General features: G+C 71.0%; 22 protein-coding genes. 10 read left to right on the top strand and 12 right to left on the bottom strand.

Features of this window, described 5'->3' with window-relative positions:
- Positions 1-1,593 (top strand): amino acid permease (locus KILIM_RS14975; protein WP_006593565.1); only part of this gene is annotated, 1,593 nt, incomplete at its 5' end.
- 106 nt (positions 1,594-1,699) lie between these two features.
- On the opposite strand, the gene KILIM_RS25370 is transcribed toward KILIM_RS14975, so the two are convergent.
- The 6 genes from KILIM_RS25370 to KILIM_RS14950 form a co-directional block, all read right to left on the bottom strand.
- A complete protein-coding gene (locus tag KILIM_RS25370) occupies positions 1,700-1,957 on the bottom strand; it encodes an AAA family ATPase (protein ID WP_006593564.1) in 258 nt (85 codons plus the stop codon).
- Positions 1,958-2,036: 79 nt separating this feature from the next.
- Complete coding sequence (locus KILIM_RS25365) at positions 2,037-2,429, bottom strand: AAA family ATPase (protein WP_006593563.1); 393 nt, start codon at positions 2,427-2,429, stop codon at positions 2,037-2,039.
- A 157-nt stretch (positions 2,430-2,586) separates the two neighbouring features.
- On the bottom strand, positions 2,587-2,859 hold the full coding sequence (locus tag KILIM_RS14965; RefSeq protein ID WP_006593562.1) for a DUF2277 domain-containing protein: 273 nt from the start codon (positions 2,857-2,859) through the stop codon (positions 2,587-2,589).
- Between the two features lie 237 nt (positions 2,860-3,096).
- Entirely contained in the window at positions 3,097-5,085 is a 1,989-nt protein-coding gene (locus KILIM_RS14960; protein WP_006593561.1) for a S9 family peptidase, read from the bottom strand.
- Complete coding sequence (locus KILIM_RS14955; RefSeq protein WP_006593560.1) at positions 5,082-6,977, bottom strand: N-acetylglutaminylglutamine amidotransferase; 1,896 nt, start codon at positions 6,975-6,977, stop codon at positions 5,082-5,084. Before KILIM_RS14955 ends, KILIM_RS14960 begins: the two co-directional genes overlap by 4 nt.
- Positions 6,977-9,709 carry a carboxylate--amine ligase/circularly permuted type 2 ATP-grasp protein gene (locus KILIM_RS14950; protein ID WP_006593559.1) on the bottom strand — a complete coding sequence of 911 codons (2,733 nt, stop codon included), beginning with the start codon at positions 9,707-9,709 and terminating at the stop codon, positions 6,977-6,979. The genes KILIM_RS14955 and KILIM_RS14950 overlap by 1 nt, the downstream gene beginning before the upstream one ends.
- A gap of 314 nt (positions 9,710-10,023) precedes the next feature.
- Between KILIM_RS14950 and KILIM_RS14945 the strand changes: the two genes are divergently transcribed.
- Complete coding sequence (locus tag KILIM_RS14945; protein ID WP_006593558.1) at positions 10,024-10,440, top strand: hypothetical protein; 417 nt, start codon at positions 10,024-10,026, stop codon at positions 10,438-10,440.
- On the opposite strand, the gene KILIM_RS14940 is transcribed toward KILIM_RS14945, so the two are convergent.
- The gene (locus tag KILIM_RS14940; protein ID WP_051988810.1) at positions 10,391-11,827 is read right to left on the bottom strand and encodes an MFS transporter; all 1,437 of its coding nucleotides are present in this window, start codon (positions 11,825-11,827) and stop codon (positions 10,391-10,393) included. The genes KILIM_RS14945 and KILIM_RS14940 overlap by 50 nt on opposite strands.
- A 271-nt stretch (positions 11,828-12,098) precedes the next feature.
- Here KILIM_RS14940 and KILIM_RS14935 point away from each other — a divergent pair, with 271 nt between their 5' ends.
- Positions 12,099-12,536: a DUF4870 domain-containing protein gene (locus tag KILIM_RS14935; protein WP_006593556.1), complete on the top strand. Its 438-nt coding sequence runs from the start codon at positions 12,099-12,101 to the stop codon at positions 12,534-12,536.
- A 181-nt stretch (positions 12,537-12,717) separates the two neighbouring features.
- Here KILIM_RS14935 and KILIM_RS14930 read toward each other — a convergent pair whose 3' ends face one another.
- Both KILIM_RS14930 and KILIM_RS14925 read right to left on the bottom strand, forming a co-directional pair.
- On the bottom strand, positions 12,718-13,272 hold the full coding sequence (locus tag KILIM_RS14930; RefSeq protein ID WP_006593555.1) for a GNAT family N-acetyltransferase: 555 nt from the start codon (positions 13,270-13,272) through the stop codon (positions 12,718-12,720).
- Between the two features lie 183 nt (positions 13,273-13,455).
- Positions 13,456-14,838 (bottom strand): MFS transporter, encoded by a 1,383-nt coding sequence (locus KILIM_RS14925; RefSeq protein ID WP_006593554.1) that lies wholly within the window; start codon positions 14,836-14,838, stop codon positions 13,456-13,458.
- Between the two features lie 136 nt (positions 14,839-14,974).
- On the opposite strand from KILIM_RS14925, the gene fgd reads away from it, so the two are divergent.
- The 6 genes from fgd to KILIM_RS14895 all read left to right on the top strand — a co-directional run bounded on the left by fgd (position 14,975) and on the right by KILIM_RS14895 (position 21,670).
- A complete protein-coding gene (fgd, locus tag KILIM_RS14920) occupies positions 14,975-15,994 on the top strand; it encodes a glucose-6-phosphate dehydrogenase (coenzyme-F420) (RefSeq protein WP_006593553.1) in 1,020 nt (339 codons plus the stop codon).
- A 67-nt stretch (positions 15,995-16,061) separates the two neighbouring features.
- Positions 16,062-16,670, top strand: a complete 609-nt coding sequence (locus KILIM_RS14915; RefSeq protein WP_006593552.1) for a hypothetical protein — start codon at positions 16,062-16,064, stop codon at positions 16,668-16,670.
- Between the two features lie 79 nt (positions 16,671-16,749).
- On the top strand, positions 16,750-17,286 hold the full coding sequence (locus KILIM_RS14910; protein ID WP_157551739.1) for an FtsX-like permease family protein: 537 nt from the start codon (positions 16,750-16,752) through the stop codon (positions 17,284-17,286).
- A gap of 94 nt (positions 17,287-17,380) precedes the next feature.
- Positions 17,381-18,001, top strand: coding sequence for an ABC transporter ATP-binding protein (locus KILIM_RS14905; protein ID WP_006593550.1), 621 nt, complete (start codon positions 17,381-17,383; stop codon positions 17,999-18,001).
- On the top strand, positions 17,998-21,060 hold the full coding sequence (locus tag KILIM_RS14900; RefSeq protein ID WP_006593549.1) for an FtsX-like permease family protein: 3,063 nt from the start codon (positions 17,998-18,000) through the stop codon (positions 21,058-21,060). Before KILIM_RS14905 ends, KILIM_RS14900 begins: the two co-directional genes overlap by 4 nt.
- 13 nt (positions 21,061-21,073) lie before the next feature.
- Positions 21,074-21,670, top strand: coding sequence for a PadR family transcriptional regulator (locus tag KILIM_RS14895; protein ID WP_006593548.1), 597 nt, complete (start codon positions 21,074-21,076; stop codon positions 21,668-21,670).
- Between the two features lie 32 nt (positions 21,671-21,702).
- Here KILIM_RS14895 and KILIM_RS14890 read toward each other — a convergent pair whose 3' ends face one another.
- On the bottom strand, positions 21,703-22,353 hold the full coding sequence (locus tag KILIM_RS14890; RefSeq protein ID WP_006593547.1) for a DUF421 domain-containing protein: 651 nt from the start codon (positions 22,351-22,353) through the stop codon (positions 21,703-21,705).
- Between the two features lie 90 nt (positions 22,354-22,443).
- Here KILIM_RS14890 and KILIM_RS14885 point away from each other — a divergent pair, with 90 nt between their 5' ends.
- Positions 22,444-23,922, top strand: a complete 1,479-nt coding sequence (locus KILIM_RS14885) for an amidase (RefSeq protein WP_006593546.1) — start codon at positions 22,444-22,446, stop codon at positions 23,920-23,922.
- A 114-nt stretch (positions 23,923-24,036) separates the two neighbouring features.
- Here KILIM_RS14885 and KILIM_RS14880 read toward each other — a convergent pair whose 3' ends face one another.
- Positions 24,037-25,341 (bottom strand): aspartate aminotransferase family protein, encoded by a 1,305-nt coding sequence (locus KILIM_RS14880; RefSeq protein WP_006593545.1) that lies wholly within the window; start codon positions 25,339-25,341, stop codon positions 24,037-24,039.
- A 58-nt stretch (positions 25,342-25,399) separates the two neighbouring features.
- Positions 25,400-26,656, bottom strand: coding sequence for a DUF4921 family protein (locus KILIM_RS14875; RefSeq protein WP_006593544.1), 1,257 nt, complete (start codon positions 26,654-26,656; stop codon positions 25,400-25,402).
- Positions 26,657-26,761 lie beyond the last annotated feature (105 nt).

Here is a 26,761-nt window from a genome sequence, read left to right as displayed (position 1 = left end):
TACGCCCGGCGCGCACTGGGTAACTGGGCGGGCTTCTCCGTCGCTTGGCTGTATTGGTACTTCTGGGTCATCGTTGTGGGCTTCGAGGCGGTGGCCGGCGCGAAACTCCTGCAGTACTGGGTGCCTGGGGTGCCGCTGTGGATCTTCGCATTCGCCCTCATGGCGATGATGACGGCCACCAACCTGTTCTCGGTCAGTAGTTACGGCGAATTCGAGTACTGGTTCGCGGGCATCAAGGTCGTCACGATCATCCTGTTCCTGCTCATCGGGACCGTCTTCGTGCTGGGTATTTGGCCCGGGCGGCACCTCGACTTCTCCAACCTCACGGCGCACGGCGGATTCATGCCGCACGGGGCGGGCGTGCTCTTCTCCGGCATCGTCGTCGTCATCTTCTCGATGGTCGGTGCGGAGATCGCGACGGTAGCCGCCGCCGAGTCCGACGACCCGGTGCGCGGTGTCACCAAGGCCGTGAACTCGGTCGTCTGGCGCATCGGCATCTTCTACGTCGGCTCGATCTTCCTGCTCGTCGTGATGCTGCCGTGGAACGACACCGAGCTGGGCGCCTCCCCGTACGTCACGGCGTTCAAGCACATCGGTCTGCCGTACGCCGACCACGTTATGAACGCCGTCGTGCTGACCGCCGTGCTCTCGTGCCTGAACTCAGGCCTGTACACCGCGAGCCGGATGCTGTTCGTGCTCGCCGGTCGACGCGAGGCGCCCGCCGCGCTGCTGCGGGTCACCAAGGCCGGGGTGCCGCGCAACGCGATCCTCGCCTCGACCGTCGTCGGCTTCTTGTGCGTCATCGCGGCGTACATCTCTCCGGAGGCCGTGTTCATGTTCCTGCTCAACAGCTCCGGTGCGGTGATCATCTTCGTCTACATCCTCATCGCGATCAGCCAGTTGATCCTGCGCCGGCAGACCCCCGCGTCGCAGCTCGTCGTCAAGATGTGGGGTTACCCGTGGCTGACGTGCTTCGCGATCGTCGCGATGGTCGCGGTGCTGGTCATGATGGCCTTCGACCCCGAGGCGCAGTCGCAGATCACGCTCGGCCTGGCCTCGTGGGCGCTGCTGCTCGTCGTGTTCTTCGTGGTCGTACGCACGCGGCACGGCTACGACGACAACGCGAAGACCGGCAGCTTCGACATCACGCCGACCCGCGTGCTCATGCTCGCGAACGACGACGTGGACGCCGAACGGCTCGTGCGGGAGATCCACCGCATTCACGCGCAGCCCGATGCGGCCTTCTACGTGAGCGTCCCCGCCAACCCGGTCGACGTCGGCACGGCGCTGACCAGCGGGGCCGTCTTCATCTACGACGACACCCGGGCCGCGGCGCAGCGGCGCCTCGACGCGATCCTCGCCGACCTCACCGCGCAGGGATATCGCGCCGAGGGCGAGGTGGGGCACTTCGACGCCTTCGAGACGCTGGAGAGTGCCGCCAACGTCTTCGGCCCCGACGCGATCGTCATCGCCACCTCCGCGGACGCGGACACCGCCTGGCTGCGCGATGACACCGTGGGCCGCGCGCGCGAGCGGTTCAGCAACATCCCGGTGCACCACCTCACCCACGCCGCTCCGGCCGTCGAAGCCTGAGACAACCCCTGCCAGACAACCCCTGCCGAAGGCTGCCCCGCCGCCCGCATCAGCGTCGATGCCGGCTGGCGAGGGCAGCCTTCTGCGCTCCGGGGTTCGCGGGCTCTCAGCGCAGGTGCCGCAGGTAGCGCTGCGGGGCGTCGAGAAAACTGCGGTAGTGGCCGACGACCTCCAGCTCGTCCCAGGTGGTGTCGCGCCACCCCCAGTCGCCCAGTTCGAGCAGCCGTGCGCCGGGCAGCGCGGCCAGCACGGGGGAGTGGGTAGAGAGCAGGATCTGGGATCCGGACTCCGCCAGCTCGATGAGCTGAGCGAGTAGCCGCAGCTGGGCCGTGAACGACAACGCGGACTCGGGCTCGTCGAACACGTAGAAGCCCTCGCGCAGATAGCGGGGGCTGTCCAGGAGCGCGAGGAAGGACTCGCCGTGGCTGCACTCGTGTAGCGCGTCACCCCATGCCGACCTCGTCGAGGTAGGTGTAGAACGAGTGCATCGTCTCGGCCCGCAGAAAGAAGCCCCAGCGGGGCGCGCCCGGTCCGCGGCGGCAGCTCAGGTGGTCGTGCAGGGTCGATTCGCTGGTGAACGTGCGGTGCATCGCGCCGGTCGAGCCCCCCTCGGCGTTAAGACCGAAGGCCATCGCGATGGCCTCGACGAGAGTCGACTTGCCGGTGCCGTTCTCGCCGACCAGCACGGTGGCGGGGCCGAGGTCCAGCCCATCGCCCAGCAGCTGCGCGACCGCGGGGACGGTGGCCGGCCAGCGGTCGGGCGGCGGCGGGCCCAAGTGCGGCGAGGTTTCCACGCGCCGCACGGGCAGTGGAGCGAACGGCAGGTCATCGGTCATGGCGCGGCTTCTCGCTTATGGCGCGGTTCAGTCGGGCACGGTTCGGTCGGGCACTGTGCTTTCGGTTGGGCGCTGTGCTTTCGGTTGGGCGCGGCGCACCGGTCGCCGACGAGTGGTCGCCCGGTGCGTCGAACCCGGCCCGCGCGATCGGCGCTGGTCAGGCGGTGCGGCCGTAGCGCTGGGCGGCGCGGGCGCGGGCCTTGTCGGCCTCGATCTGGCGGTCCTTGGGCGGGGCGCTCGTCACGAGCTCCTCAAGCAGGCGCGCCACCGACGCGCTGACCTCGTCGATGGCCCGCGCGTACGCGGCCTCGTTCGCCTTCGACGGCGGACCCCCACCGACCTTGCGGACGAACTGCGTCGCTGCCGCCTCGATCTCGACAGGGGTGGCCGGAGGCTCGAAGTTGTGGAGCTGACGAATGTTGCGGCACATGCTGCACAGATTATTCGAGTCCGCTCGGGGCGTCAGCACCGGCAAACGTTTGTTTCGGTGGTGAACTAAGTACGTGCCCCCATCCGCCCATTTCGGGCCGAGCCCGTGACCTGGGGCGACGACGGAGCGGGTTGAGCCGACCGCGGGGGCACGTACTTAGTTCACCACAAACCCAAATTCGGCGCCGTCGCGATTGTCCGATCTGGGGCAGTTGGTGCGTGGGGGCGTGCGGGGAGGTCACGGCAGGTGCGCGTGGACGAAGTCGGCGAGGCGGCGGGCCAGCAGAGCGCGGTTGGCGGGCCGGGTGAAGTCGTGGCCCTCGCCGGGGACGACGAGGGTCTCCGCGGCGGAGCCGGCAGCGCGTAGGGCCGCCGCCATCCGCAGTGACTCGCCGACGGGCACGTTGGTGTCGTTGCCGCCGTGGATGAACAGCATCGGCACGCACACCTCCGCCGCCCGGTGGATCGGCGACAGCTCGGCCAGCAGGTCGGCGTCCTCTTCCGGGTGGCCGTACTTGGAGTAGGAGGCCCGCCCGATCCACGGCTCGGTCTCGCGGAAGAAGGCGGCGAACTCGCTCATGCCGCAGATGGCCACCCCGCACACGAAGTGACCGGGGTGGAACGCGAGGACGGCGTTCGTCAGGTAGCCGCCGTACGAGCGCCCGGCGACCGCCAACTGCCCGGGACCGGCGATGCCGCGCTCTATGAGCATGTCGGCGCAGGTCACGGCGTCGCGGATGCCGTCCCACCGGCGCTCGTGGTCGTCGGCGTGCCAGTAGGCCCGACCGAAACCCGACGAGCCGCGCACGTTCGGTGCGAAGACCGAGATGCCGCGCTCCAGCAGGGGCCCGAAGACGTCGCTGAACTCCGGGCGCGACTGCCCCTCGGGGCCGCCGTGAAAGTACACGAGCACCCTGCCCGGGCCCGGCGGCGCGCTCGGTGAGCGGTACAGCCAGCCGGACAGCTCCAGCCCGTCGTGCGCGCGGAACCGCTCGAGCGCCGGCTGCACCGCCTGCGGGTCCGCGGGGACCGGGTCGACGAGGGTCCAGCGAGCGGAATCGCTGACCGGAGACCCCCCGGGCCCCCAGGCCGCCAGCGAGGTCAGGGCCACCCCGCGCCGCCGCCCAGGCCCCTCGACCGTCACGGCGAGCGCCCGCCCGTCCGCGCTGAGGCTCAGCCCGGAGGCGACCGGCGCCGGCAGCGCGATGGGGTCGTGCAGGGTGCCGTCGCTCAATTCCATGATCTGCAGCTCGCTGTGGCCGCCGCCGACGTTCCACAACAGCGCCGCGCGCGAGGTGTCCGCCGCGACGGCCAGCTCGTCGAGATCCGCGTCCGGCCGGGCCGCCAGCACGCGCCGCCAGGCGCCCTTGGGGGTGAGGGTCAGTTGGTCCAGGCGCAGCCGGTCCGCGCCCTGATCCGTGCGCACGAGCACCCGCAGGTACCCCGCGAACTCAGCGGGGGAGCCGGATCCAGAGGCGTCAGAGACATCAGAGGCACCCGAGACATCAGTGGCATCAGGGACGGCCGTGGCGGGCGGCCAGCGGCTGCCGTCGGGCAGCCGGCGCGGCCGGTGGTCGTCGAGGATGACCCCCGGGTCGGTCAACGAGCCGGGGTCCGGGTCGCCGAGGCGGATCTCGTGTTCGCCGCGCAGCAGCACGAGGTGCCGGTCGCAGCGGGGGCCGACGCGCACGAGCGCCGTGCCGGCCCAGGCGTCGACGAGGCGGCCCTGGTCGCGCCGGTCGACGACCTGCACGTGCCCGTCGGTGGGGTTGATGAGCCGCGCCTCGCCGACGCCGTCCTCGCCCTCGACGGTCACGGCGACGCGGGTGCCGTCCCAGCCGACGAGCTCACGACTGCCGCCCTCGCCGCCGTCGATCCACAGCGCGCGCGGGTCCGCCGGATCCGTCGTGACGGCCCACACCTGTTGGCGGTCACCGGCCAGGGGTGCGACCTGGCAGGCCAACCAGCGCCCGTCGGGCGAGAAGACGATCTTGGTGATCGGCCCGTCGACCGGCAGCCGCACGTCGCGGGCCTTGCTCAGGGCGACCCCGCCGGCGATCGGCACGGGCCGCTGAACCGCCCGCGGGTAGCCGTCGTCGACGGCGATATAGGCCAGCGATCGGCCGTCCGGAGAGAGCGCGGCGCCGTACGTCGGGTGCGGCCCCCGCGCTCGGCCGGGGGCGACCGAGCGGGTCGTCTGTGCGGGTGTCTGTGCAGGCGTCGTCACGGCGGGGCCTCAAACGTGTTCGGTGCCTCCGCCGCCGAGAGGTCCGCAGCGGTGGCAGTCGACGTGACAGCTGAGGTGCCAGCTGGCGTGCCCGGCGTGGGCAGCGATTGCAGCCACAGTTCGAGCAGCGCGACCTGCCACAGGGCGTTGCCGTCGAGCGTCGTGCGGGTCGCGTTGGGTTCCGCCAGCAGCGCCGCGGTCGCCTCCGGCCGGAAGATCGCCCGGTCCCGGGCGGCGGGCTCGCTGAGAGCGTCGCGGACGAGGTGCAGCAGCTCACCCTCGAGGTGTCGGATGCCGGGCACGGGAAAGTAGCCCTTCGTGCGGTCGATGACCGCGTCGGGCACGAGTCCTCGGGCGGCCTCCTTGAGCACTCCCTTGCCGCCGCCGGCGAGTTTGAGGGCGGGTGGGCAGGCGGCGGCGAGCTCGACGAAGTCGTGGTCGAGAAAGGGGACGCGCCCCTCCAGGCCCCACGCCATCGTCATCGCGTCGACCCTTTTGACGGGGTCGTCGACGAGCATGATCTGGGTGTCCAGGCTCAAGGCGGCGTCCAGCGCCTCGCGTGCCTGCCCTTTGGCGGCAGCCAGCGTCGCGCGCTGGTGTTCGGCGACGAAGGCGTAGCTCGGGTCGTTGCTCAGGGCATATTCGGGGTTGACCAACGCCGCGATGCCGTCGTGGGTGCGGTCGAAGAACTCACGGGCGTAGTGCTCGGTAACGGTCTGCGGGTCGACGGCCGCCAGGGGCGGGTACCAGCTGTATCCGGCGAGCACCTCGTCGGCGCCCTGGCCCGACTGCACGACCTTGACGTGTTGGGAAACCGTCTGGCTCAGCAGGTAGAACGCCACACAGTCGTGGGAGATCATCGGTTCGGTCATGGCCGCGACCGTCGGCAGCACCGCGGGCACGAGGGCCGCCGTGTCGACGTGCAGACGATGGTGGTCGGTGCCGAACTCGCGCGCCACGAGGTCGGAGTCGACGTACTCGTCGCCGCTCTCGCCGCCCGCGGCGTCGAAGCCGATGCTGAAGGTCGCCAGGTCGCGCTGCCCCTCCTGGGCGAGCAGACCGACGATGACCGAGGAGTCGAACCCCCCGGAGAGCAGCACCCCGACCGGCACGTCGGCCACCATTCGTCGTCGCACCGCCCCGCGCAGCGTCTCCAGCAGGGCCTCTTGCCAGTCGCGAACGCTCCAGTCCGAGCGCTGCGGATCGCGGGCGAACGTCGGGCGCCAATAGACCTGGTCCGCGAATGTGCCATCTGGTTGATACACGCGGACGGTGGCAGGCGGCAGCTTGCGAACACCGGTCAGGATCGTGTGCGGCGGCGGCACCACCGAGTGAAAGCTGAGGTAGTGGTGCAGCGCGACGCGGTCGATCGAGGTGTCCACCTCGCCGGCCGCCAGCAACGCCTGCACCGAGGAGGCGAAGCGCACCCGGCCGGGCCCCTGACTCAGGTAGAGCGGCTTGATGCCGAGGCGGTCGCGGGCCAGCACGCTGACCCCCGAGTCCAACTCGATGATGCCGACGGCGAACATGCCGCGAAAGCGCTCGAAGCACCCCGCGCCCCAGTGGTGATACGCCTTGATGACCACCTCGCTGTCGGCGTCGGAGAAGAACCGGTAGCTGGCGGCGCGCAGCTGCTCACGCAGCTCCTCGTAGTTGTAGATGCAGCCGTTGAAGACCAGCGCGAGGCCGAGCTCCGGGTCGACCATCGGCTGCGATCCGCGGGTCGACAGGTCGATGATCGCTAGTCGTCGGTGGCCTAGCGCGAACGGCCCTCGGCTGAACAGCCCCGCGCCGTCCGGGCCGCGCGGCGCCAGCGTGCGGGTCATAGCGGCTACCGCGGCGGTATCGGCCAGGGTGCCGTCGAAGCGCACCTCGCCGCTGATGCCGCACATCAGGCGTCGACCCCGTGCTGCTCGACCCCGTGCTGCTCGACCCCGTGCTGCTCGACCCCGCGCTGGTCGTCGAGGGAGCCGCTCGCGTGCGCCGGCGCGTCGAGCACCCAGGTGTCCTTGCAGCCGCCGCCGGCCGAGGAGTTGACGATCTTGCTGCCCGCCGCCGCGACGCGCGTCAACGCGGCCGGCATGACGACCCCCTCCGGTTGCGTCCCGCGTCCCTGCGAGCGCAGGTGCACGAAGGTGCGCAGGTCGATGTGGTGGGGCCGAAACGACGTGCCGTCGAACGTCGGGTGCGTCGAGAGCTGCACGACCTCCTGGGCGATGAACTGTTCGGGGTGCATCTCCAGCTCCTCGCGTCGCTCGGCGAGTTGGGCGTCGCTGGCGTCGGGGCCGATGAGCACGCCCGAGCCGCCGTAGCCGTCGATCGGCTTGGTGACCAGCGACTCCAGGTGGGCCAGCACGTGGTCGCGTTGCTCGCGTTCGGCGCACACGAAGGTCGGCACGTTCGCCAGGATCGGCTGCTCACCGAGGTAGTACTCGATCATCGCGGGCACGTAGGCGTAGACGGCCTTGTCGTCGGCGACCCCGTTGCCGAAGGCGTTGGCGATGCACAACGTACCCCGGTGCAGCGCCTCGATGACTCCGGCCCGCAGCGGCTGCCCGTCGGCCCCAGTGGAGGAGAGCAGCATGTCCTCGTCCATCCGCGCGTACAGCACGTGCAGCGGGGTCCGGCCGCGGTTGGTCGTGACATACAACTGCGCGTTCTCGACGCTGAGCACCTCCGGGGTCACGAGCGCGACCCCCATCCGCTCGGCCAGCAGTCGGTGCTCGGCGTAGGCGGAGTTGTCGACTCCCTCGGTCAGCACGGCGATGCCGGGGGTGTCGGCGGCGCGCGGCGGGGAGGCCGCCAGCAGCGTCTCGTGCAGCAGGCCGGGCACGACCTCCACGTCGAGCAGGTTCGCCGGGGTGGCGATCTCGGGCAGGAAGCGGTGGATGAGCGAGCGGTTCCAGATCGCGTAGGCGATGCCGGAGGGGATGCGCAGGTTGTCCTCGATGACGCACCAGCGGCCGTTGCCATCGCGCACCAGGTCGAGGCCGTTGATGTGGGCGCGCACCCCGCGACCGGCGATCATGCCGCTGGAGCGGAAGCCGGGCGCCCGGTCGAGGGTCTCCGCGGGCACGACGCCGTCGGCGACGATCTGCTGATCGCCGTAGACGTCGCGCAGGAAGGCGTCGAGGGCGATCGAGCGCTGCACGGCGCCAGCGCGGATGTGCTCCCAGTCGGCGGGCTCGACGATGCGTGGCACGAGGTCGAGCGGCAGCACCCGCGACCCCTGCTGGCCGGTCACCTTGAACGTGACACCGTCGGCGCGCTGCAGGTCTTCGATGCGGGCCTCGCGGTGGCGCAGCGACGAGGGGCCGAGCCGCTCCAGCGTCGCCATGAGATCGGTGTATGTCGGGCGGGCGCGGCCGTCGCTGTCGATGGCCTCGTCCAGCCCGTGCGGCCGCGGAGGCAACCCGGCGGCGACGACCGGAGGCTCGTAGCCCGCGAACATCCCCCGCGGCGTCGCCTCCGTCAGGGTCTGCCGGGCGGCGGTCTCGGCGATGAGCAGGTCGACGACGTCGCTCAGATCGCCGCGGCGGCGGTGGGCGCGCCGCTGCCGCGAGGCCGAACTGCCGGCCAACAGCACGGAGTCGGTCAGGGTGCTCACCGTCTCCCAGTCGCCGTTGGCGTCCAGCTGCGGTCGCAGCGATTCGACGAGGGCGTGCACGACCTCCGCCGCGCGCCGGTGGGTGCGGCCCTCGACATCGACGAGGTCCTCCTCCAGCCCGGAGCGGGCGGCCCGCCAGATCGCCGCGCGACCCAGGGAGGCGGCGAAGTCCAGCGGCGGCACCCCCTCGAGCCGGTGTTGCGCCTCCCGGTCGACGAGTGCGCGGAACAGGCCAGCGATGAGGACGATGGTGTCGACGCTCGGGCAGCTGTCGCAGATCCGCAGTTCGATGGTGTCGACGTGGTGGCTGGGGCGGATGTCGAAGTAGATCATCCCCGGGTCGGTGATGACGCCGGTGGCGATGAGGTCGTTGACGAGCCGGTCGTAGTCGGCGGCGGTCTTGGCGCGCGTGGCCAGGCCCGTCGTGGGCCAGCGTTGCCAGACGAGGGTGCGGCTACTGGCGTAGCCGGTGTCGCGGCCGTCGTGGGAGTAGGGCGAGCTGGCGCTCAGGGCCAGCAGCGTCGGCAGGTGCGGGGCGATCCGGCGGCCGATGGCCACGGCCTCGTCGCGGTCAGCAACGTCGACGTGGATCTGGGTGCCGCAGATCAGCTGGTCGCGGGCCAGCAACTGGTAATCGGCGAGCATCCGCCGGTACCGCGGGGCACTCGTGAGGTCGAGTTCGCCGGGCAGCGACAGCGGCACCGTGCCGGCCGCGACCGTCGACAGGCCGAGCTGCGACGCCGCCTGGCCCAGCGTCTCCCGCCGTCGGATCAGTTCGAAGCGCAAGCCGTCGAGGTCGTCGACGACGTCGGAGTTCATCTCCACGACGCACCGCTGCATCTCTGCGACGTAGGTCGCGCCCCAGGCGTCCTGCAGTTGATCGAGGAGCTCGGGTGCGCGGGGGGCGAGCCGGCGCGTGGCCGTGTCGACGAGGTGGAACTCCTCTTCGACCCCCAGCTTGCGGCGGCTCGTGCGGTCCGGAGCAGCCGCCGCGGGATCGGCTGCGGTCTGAGTCATAACGCTGCACCGTATGGGCGGTCTGTGTCGCGGGTGTAACGGCGCCGATTCCGTTCTGTCACGCCTCGTCGACCGGATTTCGGGTTACCGAAACCCATAATGTGAGATTAGGAGTCGCATTACTTCACATGAGGTGTCGGTCGGCCCTACAGTCGACGCATGACGTCCTCGCACGCACGAATGCACACGGCCGGTCCGCTGACCGCCGTGGCTCGTGCGCGTGCTGCGACTGGTTGTTGTCGGACGGCCTGATCACCAGCCCCGAACCAACCCGGCCGCCGCTCGCGGCCCAGTCCTAGAGGACCCAGACTCCGATGAGCAGCACCCGCCCGTTCGACCTCGACGCCACGCTGACCCGCACCCGGTCGCACGCCCGCTGGCAGATCGACCTGTTCGCTCCCGCTCCCGCCTCCAACCGCGACCGGGTCTCCGTGCGCGGCGCCTACCAAGACGCCCTCTACGAGCGCGCGCTGATCCTGGACCTGCGGGCCGACACCTCCTCCGGGCAGTTGCCCGCCGACCTGGCCCTGCGGGTTCGCCCCGGCGTCGACCTGGCCGCGCTGGCCGGCCGCGCGGTGCTGTACCTGCTCGTCGACGACGCCGACGCGCCGATCGTCGAGCCCGCCGCCTTCGCCGCCTTCGCCCCCGAGCGCCCCCGCATCGTCCTCATCGACGGCGGCATCACCGCGTGGCGCGCCGCCGGTCTGCCCCTGACTCTCGGCGACGGGTGAGGAAGGCCAGGGGAACGGCGGCGGCGCAGAAGACGGCGAGCACGAGCATCGTGTCGGCGAAGGCCATGCCTGCGGCGAGTGCGCCCACGATGATGGAGCCGCCCGCGGTGCCGGCGTCGAAGCCGACATTCCACACAGCACTGGCCGTGCCGATCCGCCGGCGCGGGACGCGATGGAACGCGAGCACCAGAGTGAGGTTCTGCAGCGCCCCGTAGCCCGTGCCGAGCACGCCGGCCCCGACGAGCAGAGCGGTGATGACGAGCGCGCCCTCGCTCTTCAGCGATCCCGTGGCCGCCCAGACTCCACCTCCCGACGCGGGGTCTGCGGCGAGCCCGGCCACCGACCAGGAGATGAGGCCGAGTCCCACGACGGAGGCCAGGAGCAGCGGGGCGACGAAGGGAGTAGGGCCGTGTCGGTCCGCGAGCGAGCCGACGGCCCAACGGCTCAGCGCAGCGACCGCCGTGAACATCAGCAGACCCGCCAGGACGAGCCCGGCCGACGGCACCATCTGCGGCAGGAACGTCATCACTCCGCCGCCCGCCAGCGTCACCGAGAGCAGTATCAGGGTCGGCACGAGCAGACCGATCCAGAACGCTGCCCCGTTGTTCACGGCCGACGAACCGACCGGAGACTGTGGCCGCCTGTCGTAGTCGTCGGCCGGTGTGTCGTCGGCGGGCGTGTCGTCGGGCTCGTCCGGCGGGCGGGCGAACCCCGCGGTGGCCGAGGCCACTGCCTCGGGGCCGACTCCGGAGGCTGGATGCTCGGCGATCGACTGCGAGCGTTGCGCCGCAACGATGTCGGCGGCCAGCCGCGCGGCGACCGGGACCGCGAGCAGCGGCGCAGCACCCACGACGAAGACCGCCCAGAACCCGACCGTTTCGGCCAGCCAGGGCGACAACGACAGGGCCAGCACGTTCGGCACCGCGACTGCTAGACCGTAGGCGCCGATGCCGGCTCCACGCCGCCACGGTTCGACCAGCTCGGCGACCGCAGCCGAGCCGCACACGGTGAGCACTCCGAATCCCATGCCCCGCACCACCGAACAGGCCAGCACCCACCACAGTTCTGAGCTGAACGCCGTGGCCAGCGACGGCACCCCCATGAGCACCATCCCCAGGATGAGTACCGTCCGCCAGCCGAGCCGTCGCAGCAGCATGAGGATGAACCCCTGGGTTGCGACGGTGGCACCGAGCATCACCCCGTTGACCAATCCCGCTCCCGACGTGCCCGCGCCCCCTTCGACGACCCACATCGGCGCCACGGGCAGCAGCGCCGCGTATCCGGTGAAGCCGAACATCGTCAGGATGGCGAGCGTCCGCATACCGGGCACGGTCCAGATCGAACCGTTGCGGCGCTCCGGGCTACTCGACGTCGAGGGGCTGCCCATGGACGGTGACGTTACCTGGCGGCCTGCGCGTGTTCAGGAGGCGTGATCAGGAGGTGCGGTGGTGGGACGGTGGTGGGACGGTCTGCCGCCGGTCCCCGGCGGTCGCAGCCAGCTCTTCTCCGGGTCGCCTCCGGGTCGTCTCCGGGTTCTCGTGGAGTGCGGTCGGCGCGGCCCCGGCACTAGGGTCGTTTGTGCGGTTGCCAGTCAGTGCCAAGCACCCGCAGTCAAGCACCGCAGGTCGGCGCACCGATCGAAGTGAAGGGGACCTTTGATGACTCAGTACCCGCCAGCACCGGCCGGTCCGTCCGGCTACCCGTACAACTCCGGACAGATGGGTGGTTCGCCCGCCTTCGTGTCCAGCGAAGAGCGCTCGATGGCGCTCATCGCCCACCTGTCGACTCTCGTCGCGATGGTCGTCAGCGCCGGCTGGCTCAGCTTCCTCGGGCCGCTGATCGTGTGGTTTCTCTACAAGGACAAGAGCCAGTTCGTGAAGCAGTGCGCCGCCGGGGCGTTCAACTTCAACCTCGGCATGTGGATCATGTCGCTCGTCGGTTGGTTGTGCATTCTCACGGTGATCGGCGCGGTCGTCGGCATTCCGCTGCTCATCATCTCGTTCGTCGCGCAGATCGTGTGCCACATCATCGGCGCCGTGAAAGCCAACAAGGGCGAGGTGTACAAGTACCCGTTCCAGATCCGCATCCTCTCCTGACCGCACCTGACCTGACCTGGCCCCGCCGCGCCGCCCCCGCCGGACCCCCAGGCAGACGTCGAGGGTCGCGCTCCCTGCCGACCGTTGCCGTCGCATCCGCAACCGTCGGCAGCGACCGCAGCCGTCGCGGAGCGGTTGGCGAGCGCGCTGTCGGCGCGGGTGGGGGGCGAGCCGCCTGCGGTCAGCTGGCGCCTCGGGTCAGGCGCACCTCGTCGGCCTTGAGTCGCTCGTCGTACTTGCTCGTGCCGTCGGGCGCGAAGCCGTACCGGGCGTAGAACCCGTGGGCGCGCGGGTTGTCGCGCAGCACCCACATGGAGGCGGGCCGGTCGCCGAGGGCGGTGAGCAGCAGCGCGTCGGCGAGTCCGCTGCCCTTGGCGGCCGCGAGCACGTTGATCGCCCAGAGCTCCTCACCGGTGGGGGAGTCCTCATCGCGGGCGGGGCCCACGCTGACCATGCCGACGAGTCGGCCGTCGGGGTCGAAGCCGATGAACAGCTGGGTCGGGCTTTGCGGCTGGGCCAACCATTCGCGCCACCGCCGCGCCCGTAGCTGGGGGTCCATGTCGTCGAGCACCTGCTGGTCGATGATTCCCGTGTAGGACTCCCGCCACGCTTGCACGTGCATGGCGCCGAGCTCGTCGGCATCCCCGACCACGGCCGGCCGCACGACGTAACCCGCCTCGATCGCCCGCCGCGCGCGGGCCTGAGGTGTGCTGCCCGGTGCCGAGTCGTCGTCCATCTCTCGAGTATCGCCCGCCAGCGGGCCGGCGACAGGGGGGTCGGACCGCCCACCTGAAGTCGACAGGTGCGCCCGCTGCCGAGGGGTGCGGTCGCAACCACAACGCTCGGCAGCGACCGCAACCGTCGAGCGGAGGGGTGGGGTCGGCCGCGGGTCGCCCGCGGAAGTCGGCCCGTCCGCGGCTCAGGTGCGCTCGCGCAGCCGGTCGTTGTCGGCCGAATCCAGCGTTGCCGTGGCCGCCTCGGCCGCGTCGGTCATCCGTGCCACCTGCGGCTCGGGCTTACGCACGGCCGGGAGGGCCAGTAGCGCCAGGATCAGCATCGCGGAGACGACGGCAAGCGCCCGCAGGATGCCCCAGTGGTCGCCGAGGAATCCGAGAGCGGGCGGGCCGATGAGGAAGGCGCCGTAGGCGATCGTGGAGACGACGCTGACCCGGACGGCCGCGTTGCGCGGGTCGTCGGAGGCAGCACTGATGCCCACGGGGAAGCCGAGGGAGACGCCGAAGCCCCAGATGGCCGCGCCGATGTAGGCCAGGACGGGGTTGCCGAAGACGACCATGAGGCTGCCGAAGCCGGCCGCGATGAGCATGGCCCGCAGCACCGGCACGCGCCCCCATCGGTCGAGCATGCTGGCGCCGATGAGCCGCCCGATCGTCATGAACGACAGGAAGGTTGCGAAGCCCAGCACCCCGGCCCACGTCGGCAGGTCGTAGCCATCGACGAAGGCGACGGAGATCCAGTCGTTGGCGGTGCCCTCGGTGAACGCGGCGACGAGCATGACGAGGCCGATGAGCAGCGTGCGGGGCTCCAGCCAGGCGGCCCGGGCCGAGATCACCGGGGTGGCGACGGAGTTGGCGGGCGCGTGACCGTCGGATGCGGCGGAAGCGGTGGCGGTGGTGGCTGAGGTTCCAGCGGCCGCTGTCGTGGGGACGGGAGCGGACGCCTCATCCGCGGCAGCGCCGGCGCCGGCGAGCGCCTCGTCCATCTCCGGGGGGAGGAAGGCGCGGGTCGCGACGATGGCGGCACCGAGCAGCAGCACGGCGGCGATGGCGAAGTGCACGGCGATCGGCACGTGCGCGGCGACCAGACCGGCTCCGATGAGGGCCATGCCCACGGTGCCGGCCGAGAACGCGGCGTGGAAGCGGGGCATGATGTTGCGCTCGAGGCGGTGCTCGACGGCGGCGCCCTCGATGTTCATGGCGACGTCCCATTGGCCGATGCCGGCGAGGGCGACGAACAGGAACGCGGCGGTGAGCCAGAAGTCGTGCAGCACGCCCGCGGCCACGCCCGTGCCGACGAGTCCGGAGGTCGTGAGCGTCGCGCCGAGTCGCACGGTGTTGCGGGTGCCGATCCGGGAGGCGACCCAGCCGGCCAAGGGGAGTCCGACGAGGGAACCCGCGGAGCCGCAGAGCAGCAGGAGGCCGAGCTGCCCGGGGGTCAGGTCGAGGGCGATGCGCACGTCGGGGATACGGCTTGCCCAGGTGGCGAAGGCGCCCCCGGCGAGGACGAAGACGAGGGAGGTCGCGACCTTCGCGCGCTCGACGATCTGGGCTTGGGTGGTGCTCACCGCGGTCCTTCCAGGAAGTAATCGAATCGTTTCGACACCCACTGTGCGGTCGGTGGCCGGGCGCCGTCAATCCCCGCCCAGAATCCGGTCACTGCCCGTGCGGGCGCGTCGGCGGCGGGCGGCTTAGTTTGGGCTCATGTCGGTGCGCATCGGATACAAGGCCTCCAGCGAGCAGTTCGCCCCCGCGCAGTTGGCGGGGTTCGCGATCCGAGCCGAGGAGCTCGGCTTCGACTCGGCGTTCATCGCCGACCACTTCCAGCCCTGGCGGCACACGGGCGGGCACGCCCCGGCATCCATTCCATGGCTCGCGCACGTCGCGGCGCGCACCCAGCGGATCGTGCTCGGCACGTCGGTCATGACGCCGACGTTCCGCTACAACCCGGCGGTGATCGCGCAGGCGTTCGCGACGATGGCGTGCCTGACGCCCGGGCGGATCGTGCTGGGCGTCGGCACGGGAGAGGCGCTCAACGAGATGGCGGTCGGCTCCGTCGAGGGCGATTGGCCGGAGTTCAAGGAGCGGTTCGCTCGGCTGCGCGAGGCGGTCGAGGTGATGCGCGGCCTGTGGGCCGGGGAGCGGTTCAGCTTCGCCGGCGAGTACTACCGCACCGAGGAGGCGACGATCTACGACCTCCCCGACGAGCCGGTCCCGGTCTACATCGCGGCGGGTGGCCCGATGGTCGCGCGCTACGCGGGCCGCTACGGCGACGGCTTCATCTGCACCTCCGGCAAGGGTCGGGAGCTGTACGAGGACAAGCTGCTGCCCGCCGTCGCCGAGGGCCTGGAGAAGAAGGGTCGCGCGCACGGCTCCATCGACCGGATGATCGAGATCAAGATCTCCTACGACCGCGACCCGGTGCGCGCGCTGGAGAACACCCGCTTTTGGGCGCCGCTCTCGCTGTCGCCCGAGCAGAAGCACTCGCTGCACGACCCGGCGCAGATGGAGGCGGCGGCCGACGAACTGCCGATCGAGCAGGTGGCCAAGCGCTGGATCGTCGCCAGCTCGGGCCCGGAGGCGATCGAGGCGATGCGCGAGTATGTCGACCTCGGCTTCACCCACCTCGTCGTCCACGGCCCCGGGCACGACCAGGAGCGCTTCCTGACGCAGTTCGCCGAGGACGTTCTGCCCGGTTTGCGTGAGTTCGGACAAGAGGGATAGGCCGTAGGGCGTGTCGGCGGTCCCGGCCTTGGCACAGTGGGGTCGTGAGTAGCAGGAAGGACGGCCCTTGAGCCCGCTGCAGATAGACATCATCGGTTACGTCGCCTCGGCGCTCATCGTGCTGTCGCTGTCGATGACCTCGATCGTGCGGCTGCGCATCGTCTCGACGCTGGGTGCGCTGACGATGACGACCTACGGGGTGCTGCTGCACGCCATCCCCGTCATCATCACCAACATCGCCGTGCTGGGCCTCAACCTGTGGTTCCTGCGCAAGGAGTTCTCGGGTGACAAAGATCTACGCGCCGTCCGCATCGAGCCGGACAGCCCCTTTCTGCGCGACTTCCTCCTCGTCCATGCAGCGGATGTCGAGAAGACGTGGTCGACCAGCGTCACCGGCCCTCCGGGCAATTTCGCGGTCTTCGTGACGCGCGAGGGCGTGCCTACGGGGCTGCTCGTGGGGGAGCAGGAGGGCGACGTGCTGCGTATGCGGTTCGACTACGTGCTGGCCGAGTACCGCGACTCCGGCATCGGGCCGTGGCTGTTCTCCCGCGGCGCTGGCATCTTCCGCCAGGCCGGTATCAAGCGGATCACCGTGGCCGCCAACTCCCAACAGGACCACTACCTGAGCCTCGTCGGCTTCCGTCGCGAGGGCGACGACTTCGTCATCGACCTCTGAGGCCATCCCGGTCTCGCGTGAGTGCGGCCAAAACGCACCCTCATGACGCCGCAAAACTGTGGCCCGGCTCGATGCTCACGTGCAGGTCGTCAGCTACTTCGTCGTCGCACCGTCGGGCTCGATCACTGTCGAGCAACAGGCTGCACTCGCCGCCGGCCTGGGGGTGCACCCGTCGGACATCCCGGTCGAGCGCGGCTATCAATCGCCGCTTCGGGCGTGGCTGTTCGTCGCCTTCCTGAGCGTCGCTCTGCTGACGCTCCTCGCCACGAGCACCACGACTGCCCTGTCGATGGGCGAGGCTCGCCGCGACCTGGCGACGCTGGCGGCGGTCGGGGCCCCCGCGGGCGTGCGGCGTCGGCTGGCCGCCGCGCAGGCCGGGATGCTCGCGCTGATCGGGACGGTGCTCGGCCTGGTGGTGGGATCGGTCCCCGGTGCGCTCTGGGCCTGGGCGGTGACGCACCGACCTGCCTACTCGAGCAGCCAGGTTGGGCCGGGGTTTGTGGTCGTGCCGTGGTTGCTGTTCGCGGCGGCGCTCGTGCTCGTGCCGCTGCTGGCGGCGGCGCTGTCCGCGCTCTTCGTCAAGGGTCGCCCCGACCTGACTCGGCGGCTGGCCTGAGGACGGCGAGATGTCTTCACAAGGCTTTGCATGCAACCGTGAGCGAGGTACTTGCGCCCTCGCCCACATACTCGGTATACATGACTTACCGAGGATGAATACTCGGTATGTAGGGGCGCTCGACCGGGCGACCTCCGGGAGCGTCGTCATCGAAGGCCGCGACCTCGGCACACTCGACTCCGCGGCCCTGGCCGCCCTGCGCCGCCGCCACGTCGGCGTCGTCTTTCAAGACTTCAACCTCATCGGCTCACTGACCGCAGCGGAGAATGTTGGCCTGCCGCTCGAGCTCGACGGGGCGAGCCCGAGTGCCGCGCGCGACGTGGCGTCGAAGGCGCTCGATGAGATGGGCATCGGTGAGCTCGCCGATCGCTTTCCCGATGACATGTCGGGTGGGCAGCGGCAGCGGGTGGCCATCGCTCGTGCGGTCGTCGGTGACCGGAGGCTGATCCTGGCCGACGAGCCGACCGGCGCGTTGGATTCGGTGACGGGTGAGGGGATTCTCGAGTTGTTGCGACGCCGTTGCGACGCCGGGGTCGCCGGACTGCTCGTCACGCACGAGGCTCGGCACGCCGCCTGGGCCGACCGCGTCGTCTACCTGCGCGACGGCTTCATCGTCGACAGCAGCGGTGGCCCGGTTGCTGCGACCGCGAACAGCGCCGACTCGGTCTCCGCGTCGGCGACGGGCGCCGCGCTCGTGGGGGAGCCGCGGACGTGACCACCACCCAGGAGCAGCCGCGGGTCAGCGACCCCGAACCCAGACCGCGGCCCGCGGAAGGGCCGGCTGGTGGCGCCTTCGCCCGTTGGCTCGCCGGCTGGCGTGTCTCGCTGCGTATGGCCCGTCGTGACATTCGCCGACACCGGGGCCGCAGCCTCATCGTCGCCGTCATGGTCGGCCTGCCCGTCCTCATCCTCGTCGGGGGTCTGACCGGGCTGGAGACGCGTAACATCACGGTCCGCGAGGCGCTCCAGGCCACGATGGGCAGTGCGCAGGCGCTGCTCGGCGGTTCCAAGGCCGACTACGCGGTTTCCGGCGATCCGTGGAGCATTGCGACCGTCGTGCAGTGTGAGAACGGCTCCGCAGCAGCACTAATCCCCGGCTCCTGGGGGGTGGACGGACCCCCCTTGAACTGCGGCGACGGAACGCCCACGCCCCGGCGAGCCGAGCCGATCCCCGGCCTGACCCCAGACGCAGCCCTCGCCTCGGCGATGACCGCGATCCAGGGGGTGACCGGTGGTCGCCTGGTGCCGCTGAGCTCGCAGACCACCGACGTCGAGATCGATCGTCGGCTAACGCCGATCCAGGTGCTCGCCGTCGACGGCACCGACCCTGCCGTGCGGGGCATGGTCGAGCTCGTCGACGGCCGCTGGCCGACCCGGCCGGGGGAGTACGTGGTGACCGACTGGGGCCAGCGGCTCGGTCTGCCGGCCAGCGGCACGCTGGATCTGAGTGCACCGATCAGTTCGGGCCAACCCACGCCGACGGCGACTGCGGGCCAGACCTCCGCCCCGACCCGAACAGCGAGTCCGGCTCCGGAACCCACGCCCACCGCGACCCCGGCAACGCCCACCATGGTCGCCCCGCCTCCCATCGAGGCGACACCGCGAGTCACGGGCACCGTCGTCGGCACCGCCCGCGCGGCCGCGGCCACCCAGCCGATCGCGCTCGTCACGGCTGCCCCGACGACACTGCAGGGCACCCAGTTCCTGCTGACCGACACGGCGCCGATCACCTGGCAGCGCGTGCAAGAGCTCAACAACTACGGGCTGGCGCTGCTCTCCCGCGACGTCGTCGAGAATCCGAGCCAGGTACCCGCCGACCAGCCGACGCAGCAGTTCGGGCCGCCGGCGATCGACCTCATCGCCCTGGTGCTGCTGTGCCTGGCCCTGCTCATCGAGAGCTGCCTGTTGGCCGGGCCGGCGTTCGCGGTCATCGCCCAGCGGCAGCGCCGTTCGCTCGCCCTCGCTGCGGCCAATGGCGCCACTCGCGCTCAGCTGCGCCGCACGCTGCTGGCTCAGGCCCTCGTGCTCGGGTTCGGGGCGACGATCGTCGGCTTGGTCGCCGGGGTGGCGCTCGCCGCGCTGGCGTTGCCGATCCTGGCCCGGCTGCGTCCGATGGTGCTGGGGCCGTTCGAGGTGCCGGCTCTGCAGACGTCGATCGTCGTCGTCTTCGCGATTGTCGCGGCGGTCGTCTCGGCGCTTATTCCCGCGCGCGGACTGACCAGACTTGATGTCGTCGCCGCCTTGCGCGGCGACGTCCTCTCTCCCGCGCCGCACCGCGGTCTGCCTGTGGTCGGCATCGCGCTGTTCGTCGCGGGCACGGTCGTCATGGGGGCCACCGTCCTCAACGCCTTCCAGCTGCGTGATCCCAACGCGACACTCTTGGTGCTGCTGATCTTCCTGTCCGGTGCCGCCGTCGTCATCGGTGCCTTGCTGCTCGTCGGATCGCTGCTCGCGCTGCTGGGTCGGCTTTCGAGGGGAATGCCGCTCGTCGTGCGGATGGCCACCCGGGATGCCTCCCGACAGCGGGGCCGGGCGGTGCCCACGGTGGCCGCGATCATGGCGGGGGCGATCCTGTTGGCCGGCTTCGGTATCGGTGGGCTGACGGCCGACGAGTCGATGCGCCGCGACTACCGACCGCAGGCACCAGAGGGCATGGCCCGGCTCTACGCAGGGGTGGGCAATCTCTCGCCCGAGCAGCTCACCGAGACCGTGCAGCAGACGATCCCTGGCGCCCGGGTGCTCGCTCTCGGGCGACCGATCCTAGGGTCGGAGCAACCGCAGCCCGGTGACGGCGGCGTCTGGTCGGGTGGCACCACGCCCGCGTTCGTGGCGGCCACCGGCTGCACCCCTGCCCAGGCGCTGAACCTGCGGCTGCGGCCCCCTGCGATCGAGGACCGTTGCGCGTCGGTGGTGATCAACGACAACTACGGGGGCAACACCGTCGTGATGTCGGCCGAAGACCTCACCGAGATCTACGGTCTGCCGTCGCAGGCGCAAGAGACCCTCCGGCGGGGCGGGCTCGTCACGAACACGCCTGGGCTTGTCGCCGACGGGTCATTGACGTTCGTCGAAGGGCAAATCGACCAAGACCCGGAGACGTACGAGCCGACCTGGCACAGCGCGCCTGGTCGCGTCGAGGTGCCGGCCATGACGCAGCAGTTTCAGTCCGTGCTCACCGGCAACGACCACGAAGTGCTGATGACCCCGCTGACGGCCGCCCGGCTGGGCGCCCAGGCCGAGGTCGTCACCTTCTTCGTCGCGGAGCCCTCGGGCACGATCACCGCCGAGCAACAAGCCGCGCTCGCCGCCGCCCTCGGCCTGGCCAGCTCCGCGGAGGTCCCGGTCGAGCGCGGCTACCAGTCAACGATCCAAGCCTGGCTGTTCGTCGCCTTCCTCAGCGTCGCACTGCTGACTCTCGTGGCGACGCTCACCGCAACGGCCCTGTCGATGGGCGAATCCCGGCGCGACCTGGCGACGTTGGCGGCCGTGGGAGCCTCCGATGGGATCCGTCGTCGCCTGGCCGCGGTGCAGGCCGGGATGCTCGCTTCCATCGGAACAGTGCTCGGCCTGGCGGTAGGCGCCGTGCCCGGGGTGATCTTCGCCTGGGTGATGACGCGCGCACCGGACCCCACGGGCAGCCATCTTGAGTGGGGCTACGCGATCGTCCCGTGGTGGACCTTCGCTGCGGCACTCGTGATCGTGCCGCTGCTGGCAGCCGGGCTGGCCGCGCTGTTCGTGCGGGGCCGCCCCGACCTGACCCGTCGACTGGCCTGAGGAGGGGGACGACATGTCTGTACGTCAGGGGCTGCTCGCCCTGTTGTCCGACGGCCCGAAGTACGGGGCTCAGCTGCGCGCGGAGTTCGAGGAGCGCACCGGGGGGTCGTGGCCGCTGAACGTCGGCCAGGTCTACACGACGCTGGGTCGCCTCGAACGCGACGGGCTCGTGGCCCCCGACGGCGGGCCCGACGAGGAGGGGCGCATCGGGTACCGCATCACCGACGCCGGCCGCGCCGAACTCGACGGCTGGTGGGCCGACCCGGTGGGCAGCGACGGCACGCCCCGCAACGAGCTGGCCATCAAGCTCGCGCTGGCCGTCACCCTGCCCGGTGTCGACGTGCCCGCCCTCGTGCACGCCCAACGCACCGCCACCATGGCCCGCTTGCGCGCCCTCACCCGGCAGAAAGCCACCGCCTCCGCAGCGCTCGACAACCCGAGCGCAGCGAACGGCAGCGCTAACGGGCACAGCCCCGGCGTCGGCCCCGGAGGCGGGTTGAGCCGGCTGCTCGTCATCGAGAACCTCGTCTACGCGGCCGAATCCGAGATCCGCTGGCTCGACCACGTAGAGGCCCGCGTTCTGGCACGGTCGGCCGCCGCGCGGGCCTGAGCGGCAGGGGCAACCAGCCGCGGTGGGAGGATTCAGGCCTCTCGCCGCGGCTGCGCCAGGCGCTCGTCGAGGTAGGCGCGCAGGTCGCGCACGGCGTCGTCGAGGTCGCCGCGGCTCGCGTTCTGGTCCTGCGGCCGTAGATCCACCGCGACGGACCCGCCGGGCTCGAGGGAGGCCAACCGCACCTCGCTGAGGGCATCCGCCCCCTGATGCCGCAGGGCGGTGCGCAACTCGCCTCGGGTCATGCCCAGATCGCGCAGCGCCCGCTCGTCGACGCGGCCGTCGATGACGACGTCAGTGGCTTTGCCCTGCAGCAGCCGGTTCAGCCGCGGCCACCGATGGCTCAGCCGGTCCAGCCCGGCGTTGCCCGCGACGAGCACGAGCGCGCCGAGCAACCCTCCGGAGAGCGAGTTGTCGTTACCGATGATCGCGTTCTGCACGACGTTGCTGAGCAGCAGCACGACGACGAGGTCGAAGCTGTTCATCTGCGCCAACAGCCGTTTTCCGGAGACGCGGATGATCAGCAGAATGCCCAGATACACGAGGACCGTGCGAATCACCTTCTCCGTCGGGGAGATCCCGAAGTCGAACAGATCGGAGAAGGTGGTGTCGGTGAGCAGCGCGCCGTGGCTCAGCGTCGTACTGGTGAGGGCAGTGCTGGTGAGGACGGAGGCGATCGTCATCCCCCGATGCTCGGTCACGCACGGGCGATCGCGGAAGATCACCACGCAGGCGATAGCAGGCGCGGCGTCGACCTCCTAAAGTTCTCAACCATGCCTGCTGACCTGCCCCCGGACCTGTGGCGCTGGAGCGCCCGCGACCTGGCCACCGCCCTGCGCACCCGTCGGGTGAGCGCCCGGGAGGCGCTGGCCGCCCACCACGAGCGCATCGACGCGGTCAACCCGCAGGTCAACGCCGTCGTCATCGAAGACCGGGAGGGCGCCCGGGCCCGCGCGGCGGCCGCCGACGAGCTTGCCGCCACGACCCCGCCGGAGCAGCTGCCCCCTCTGCACGGCCTGCCGATGACCCACAAAGACACCCACCTCGTGGCCGGCATCCGCTCGACGATGGGCTCGGCCCTGACCGACGTCGTGCCCACGAGCGACGACCTCATCATCGCCAGGTTGCGCGCCGCGGGCGCCAACTCCACAGGCAAGAACAACGTGCCGGAGTTCGCGGCCGGCTCGCACACCTTCAACGAGCTGTTCGGCGCGACCGGCAATCCCTATGCGCCGCACCTGAGCTGCGGCGGCAGCAGCGGCGGGGCCGCGGTGGTCTTGGCCACCGGCATCCAGGCGCTGGCCGACGGCAGTGACCTCGGCGGGTCGCTGCGCAATCCGGCGGCGTTCTGCAATGTCGTCGGCTATCGGCCGTCGGCTGGCATCGTGCCGGTCGCCCCCACGAAGGACGCGTGGGCGTGGCTGACCATCTCCGGCCCGATGGCCCGCGAGGTCGCCGACATCGCTTTGGCGATGAGCGTGCTCGCGGGCCCCGACCCGCGGGTCGCCCTGCCGTGCCCGGTCGACGCGCAGGCGTTCGCGCCGCTGATCACCGCCACCCCGGACCCCGACGCCCGGCCGCTGCACGGCCTGCGGGTCGGCTTCACCGTGGACTTCGGCCTCGGCATGCCGGTGCAGGAGCCGGTCGCCCAGGTCGTCATCGCCGCCCGGGAGGTGTTCGATCGGCTGGGCGCGCAGGTCAGCGACGCCTGCCCGAACCTGCGCACGGCCGACGAAGTCTTCGACACCTACCGCGCGCTGGCGATGGCCCTGTCGCTGCGCGAACTCGTCGCCCGTTACCCCGAGGAGGTGAAGCCGGAGGTGGGCTGGAACGTCGAGCGCGGCGTCGAGCTGACCGGCACCGACCTCATGAACGCCACCGCCGCCCGCACCCGGCTGCGCGCCCAGGTGGCCCGTTGGTTTTCTCGTTTCGACGTGCTCCTCGCGCCGACCGCCCAGGTGTTGCCGTTCGACCTCACCCAGCGCTATCCGGAGCAGATCGCCGGCCAGCCCATGAGCAGCTACGTCGACTGGATGCGCTCGTGCAGCATCGTCTCGGCGATGGGCAGCCCGGCCATCTCCGTCCCCGCCGGCTTCGCTCCGGCGGACCCGACCGCCACCGGGAGCGGGACCCCCGAGCTGCCCGTCGGCCTCCAGATCATCGGCGCGCACGGCGACGACGTCCGCGTGCTAGCCGTCGCCCAAGCCTTCGAGGCCGCCACCCGCCACGTCGACCGCCGCCCGCACCTCTGAGGAGAGGCGGCCGCGCAGCCGCCAACCCTCGCCGCCAACCCCCGGCGGCGCTAGGCAGAGCGGGCAGCATGTTGCCCGCTCTGCCTAGCCACCCAGTTGGGGGAAGGCGGAGCGTCAGGCGGTGGCCGCCAGCACCTCATCGAGGATCGCCAGGGCTCGCTCGACCTGCTCCGCGGTCACCACAGCGGGGGGCACCATGTGGATGCGGTTGGCGGAGGGGAAGACGATGAGGCCGCGCTCGCGGCAGGCGTTCTTGATGGCGCCGATGGTCGCCCCAGGCACGGGCTCGCGGGTCTCGCGGGAGGTCACCAACTCCAGCGCCCAGAAGACACCCGTGCCGCGCACCTCACCGATCACCTCGTGCTTCTCGGCCAGCGCGTGCAGTCCCGGGCCGAGGCTGTCGCGGCCGATGCGGTCGGCGTTGCCTACGACATCCTCGTCGGCCATCGCCTCGAGGTTCGCCACGATGGAGGCCGCCGCCAGCGGGTGCCCCGAATACGTCAACCCGCCGGGGAACACCCGCTCGTCGAACGCCGACGCGATCGGCCCGTCGACCATCACGCCTCCCACCGGCACGTACCCGGAGTTCGATCCCTTGGCGAACGTGATGAGGTCGGGCCGCACGTCGAAGGCGTCCAGCGCCAGCCACTGACCCGTGCGCCCGAAGCCGGCCATCACCTCATCGAGGATGAGCACGAGGTCGTACTTGTCGGCGATCGCGCCCACGCCCGGCAGGTAGCCCGGCGGCGGCATCATGATCCCCGCCGTGCCCGGGATGGTCTCCAGCAGAATGGCCGCCACCGTCGACGGCCCCTCGGCCTGGATCACAGCCTCCAGGTGCTGCAGCGCCCGCTCCGACTCCTCCTCGAGGCTCGTCGCCCAGAACTGTGTGCGGTACAGGTAGGGGCCGAACACGTGCACGTGCCCGCGCGCGTACTCGTTGTCGATGCGCCGCCAGTCACCGGTCGCGACGATCGCGGCGCCGGTGTTGCCGTGGTAGCTGCGGTAGCGGCTGACGATCTTGTCGCGGCCGGTGACCAGGCGCGCCATCCGGATCGCGTTCTCGTTGGCGTCGGCGCCGCCGTTGGTGAAGAAGACCTTCGAGAACCCCTCCGGCGCCCGCTGCAGCACGAGCTCGGCCGCCCGCGCCCGGGCCGCGTTCGCCGTGGCCGGCGCGATCGTCGGCAGCTGCCGGGCCTGCGCCGCGATCGCCTCGACGACCTTCGGGTGCCCGTGCCCGATGTTGGTGAACACCAATTGGCTGGAGAAGTCCAGGTAGCGGTTGCCCTCGTAGTCCCACAGCTCGCAGCCGGAGCCCCCGGCCACCGTGAACGGGTCGAGGTGCGCCTGCGCCGACCAGGAGTGCAGCACCCGGCTGTTGTCGGCCTGGATGACGTCCGCGTTCGTCTGCTCACTCACCGGTCATCAGCTCACTTTCGGCGTTGGTTGATTGGGTGGCTGGCCCTCCGGCTCGTTTCTACGCCAGGTGCACCCGTGCCGACAACCCGTCGGCCGTGGCGAGGGTGGCCCGCGCCCGATCCGCCAGCGTCCACGGGTCGATGGTGTTGACGTAGATCCGCGACCCGCCCTCGAACCCGGCCGGGGTCGAGATACGCCACTTCAGCAGCACCCGCAGCGGCATCGGCTGCGCGACGCTCGGCGGCCGGTAGTGCCACTCCTCGTTGCACGGCACGCCCGGCCCGCCCGCGGCGTGGCACGCGTGCAGCAGCGCGGAAACGTCGGCCAGCTCCTCCGGAGTCAGATTCCACGGGTCCGCGTCGAGGCGCCGCGTCCACACCTCCAGCGTCGGATACCGGTGCCCGAAGCCGGCGAACGCCACCGCGTGCTCGGCGCTCGCCACGACGAGCCCGTTGCGCTCCGCGAAGTCCAGCCCGTACCGCGTGAACAGGTCGGGGTCCGCGCGCAGCGCCACGACCTCGTCGGAGCGCCACCGCCCCAACTCATCAAGCCCGACGAGCTGCTTGTGCAGGTGATCGAACGAGGCTCCCGCCGGCCGCAGCCAGTTCTGAAAGGCCACGACGTTGACGATCCGCTCGTTCGCCGCGAACAGGTCGCGGATGCCCGCCAGCGTGAAGTCGACGTACTGCTCGTGTTCGTCGGCGCTCAGCGTGGAGGCCGAGGCCAGCTCGTCGTCGCAGGTCGCGCCATCGACGTGGTGTCGGCGGGCGACGATGACGTCGTGAAAGCCGCCGAAGATCGAGTCCGCCACGATCGCCTCGTCGCCGGCGGTCAGCAGGTCCGCGGGCCGGTGCGCGCCGACCAGCCCCAGAACGTGCGCCCGCCCCTGCGGATCGGCCAGGTAGGCCCGCCGGCGCGCCAACTCGGCCTCCGGCAGCTCGTAGCCGTGGTTCTCGTACCAGTACCGCAGCGAGACGATCTCGAACAGGTTCGGGATGACCCGAAACTCCGCCTGCGTCGTACCGAGTTGACCCGCAGGCACGTTGCGCAGGTCGCGCCAGCCGTCGTCGGTGCGGATGCGCCGGATGCGCTCCGGCGGAGTCTCGTTCATCCGCTCGGGGCAGAACGCGCAGTGCCGCTCCGCCCGCGCCGGATCGAGGCGCTGATGCGGGGCGGCCTGGTTGGTCAGTGGTCGGTTGCCGCGGCCGGGCACCGTCCAGACCTGGGTTCCGGTGAACGGATTGATCTGCTTGACGGTGCCGTCGGGCAGCCGGTGCAGATGCGGGTCGACCTCACCGGCCGCGGGCGCGCTCATGGGCGCAGCCTATTGAGGTCGGTCGCCCCCGACCGGCGATCGACGTCGCCACCCCGCGGCGTGGGTGTCGGCCGGGCGGGCGCCGGGTTCGCGAAACCGAACATC

Origin of the sequence: Kineosphaera limosa NBRC 100340 (assembly GCF_000298215.1) — a bacterium.
GTDB lineage: Bacteria > Actinomycetota > Actinomycetes > Actinomycetales > Dermatophilaceae > Kineosphaera > Kineosphaera limosa.
The sequence above is the reverse complement of the archived record's forward strand: the minus strand, read 5'-3'. Positions and strand labels throughout refer to the sequence as shown.